Origin of the sequence: Pseudovibrio sp. WM33 (assembly GCF_001623165.1) — a bacterium.
Lineage (GTDB): Bacteria > Pseudomonadota > Alphaproteobacteria > Rhizobiales > Stappiaceae > Pseudovibrio.
In genome coordinates this window covers 1-1,635 of the sequence record NZ_LMCK01000125.1, presented here as the reverse complement: position 1 = coordinate 1,635, position 1,635 = coordinate 1, and the positions used below count along the sequence as shown (strand labels likewise).

Sequence of the window (1,635 nt, the reverse complement as noted above, 5' to 3'; positions counted from 1 at the left end):
CGATTGCAAAACACGCGGGCCTGATCAGCAGGCCGGGCGTAATGATCCACGCGCAAGAGGGTGCGGGGGTAGTTGAGGTTCCCTATTCGGGGTGGTGGCAGCGCCGGGCGGTGGCTGCGTTTTCTTTTCCTTCATAATGTGGTGCGGCACTTTGGGGAACCGATAGAAGCCAATGCAGGCAATAGGACCGCTAAAACCTGCCGGTGCTCATACCGAAAAAATGAGCGATCCATTCAAAGGCTAGATCATTGTTGGCCCGTGGTGCTGATGCTTTTGAATTGGGGATTAGAAGCAACGGGCCGTTTTTCCTCTTATTCATAGGTGCTCATATGGCAACGCTTGTTTTAACAGCGGCGGCAACTGCGATTGCGGGTGCAACAGGTGCAGGGCAGGTTGCAGCATTTGCTCTGTCTGCAGCGGCAAGCATTGCCGGGAGTTACTTAGACAACATGTTGGTTTCTGCCTTCACTCCGGGCAGCAAGAGCCATGTGGAAGGGCAGCGGCTGGATAACCTGCAGGTGATGGGGTCCAGTGAAGGGGCAGTGGTTCCTCTTGTCGCCGGGCGTGCGCGTGTTTCCGGGCAGGTGATCTGGGCAACAAATCTGCATGAGGTTGTGACCACCACAACGGAAAAACATGGCGGCAAGGCGGGCGGTGGTTCGTCTTCTACGGTGACGCAAACAACCTACAGCTACTATGCCAACTTTGCGGTTGGGATCTGTGAGGGGCCAATCTCTGACATTTTGCGGGTGTGGGCGGATAGCAAGGAAATAGACACAACCAAAATCACCATGCGCATTTACAAGGGTGATGAGGAACAGGAAGCAGATCCGTTGATTGCTGCCAAACAGGGCAGCCCGGATGTGCCAGCCTATCGCGGCCTTGCCTATGTGGTGTTTGAAGAACTGCCTCTTGCAGACTTTGGAAACCGCCTGCCTCAACTGACTTTTGAAGTGGTGCGCTGCGTTGGCTATGAGGAAGAAAAGCTGACGGCTATCTCTCTTATTCCCGGCTCTACTGAGTTCGGTTATTCCAAAACACCCGTGAAGGATGGCAAGGACGGTCCCACCACGGCCTATAACAACCGGCACACACTTTCCGCAGCAACTGACTGGGAGCACTCCATAGACCTTTTGCAGAGCACCTGCCCGGAATGCAAAACCGTCTCTCTGGTGGTGGCGTGGTTTGGTGATGATTTGCGGGCGGGAGAGTGCACGATTGCGCCTCGTGTGGAGGCACGCAAAACCACCAGCCCGATTGAATGGCGCGTTGCCGGACTAAGCCGGGATGAAGCGCGGCTTGTCTCTTATGTGGATGGGAAGCCCGCTTATGGTGGCTCGCCTTCTGACAGTGTTGTGATTGAAGCAATCAAGGATCTGAAAGAGCGCGGCTTTAAGGTGATGCTTTATCCGTTTGTCATGATGGATATTCCAGAAGGCAACGGCCTGCCAGATCCTTACGGAGAGGCAGAGCAAAAGGCTTATCCGTGGCGCGGCCGGATCACTTGTCACCCTGCACCGGGGCAGCCGGGCAGCCCGGATGGAACGTTTGAAATCGAACCGCAACTTCTTTCATTCTTCGGGGAGTCTGACCATTTTGATGTTAGTTGGGATGGTGATCAAGTTATCTACACTG

General features: G+C 54.6%; 1 pseudogene. It reads left to right on the top strand.

What is annotated here, in order from left to right:
• Positions 1–329 precede the first annotated feature (329 nt).
• Positions 330–1,635, top strand: a pseudogene (locus PsWM33_RS21950) (baseplate multidomain protein megatron); the annotation flags it as partial.